The 236-nt window shown below is 49.6% G+C and carries 1 rRNA gene; it reads right to left on the reverse strand.

The features are described 5' to 3' along the window. Positions 1-236: ribosomal RNA gene (locus GCN78_RS29165) — 23S ribosomal RNA — on the reverse strand; the annotation flags it as partial.

A 236-nucleotide genomic window follows, 5' to 3' on the forward strand; every position in this document is an offset into this window, starting at 1 on the left:
TGTCGGTTTGCGGTACGGTCTCGTATGACTGAAGCTTAGAGGCTTTTCTTGGAACCACTTCCGATTGCTTCGTGAACAAGTTCACTCGTCTCAACCCCTTGAATTGCGCACCCGGATTTGCCTAAGTACCTTCTATGAGCCAAAAACCAACTATTCCAACAGTTGGACAACCTTCCGCGATCCGTCCCCCCATCGCATCATACGACGGTGCAGGAATATTAACCTGCTTCCCATCA

This window comes from Janthinobacterium rivuli (genome assembly GCF_009208735.1).
GTDB lineage: Bacteria > Pseudomonadota > Gammaproteobacteria > Burkholderiales > Burkholderiaceae_D > Janthinobacterium.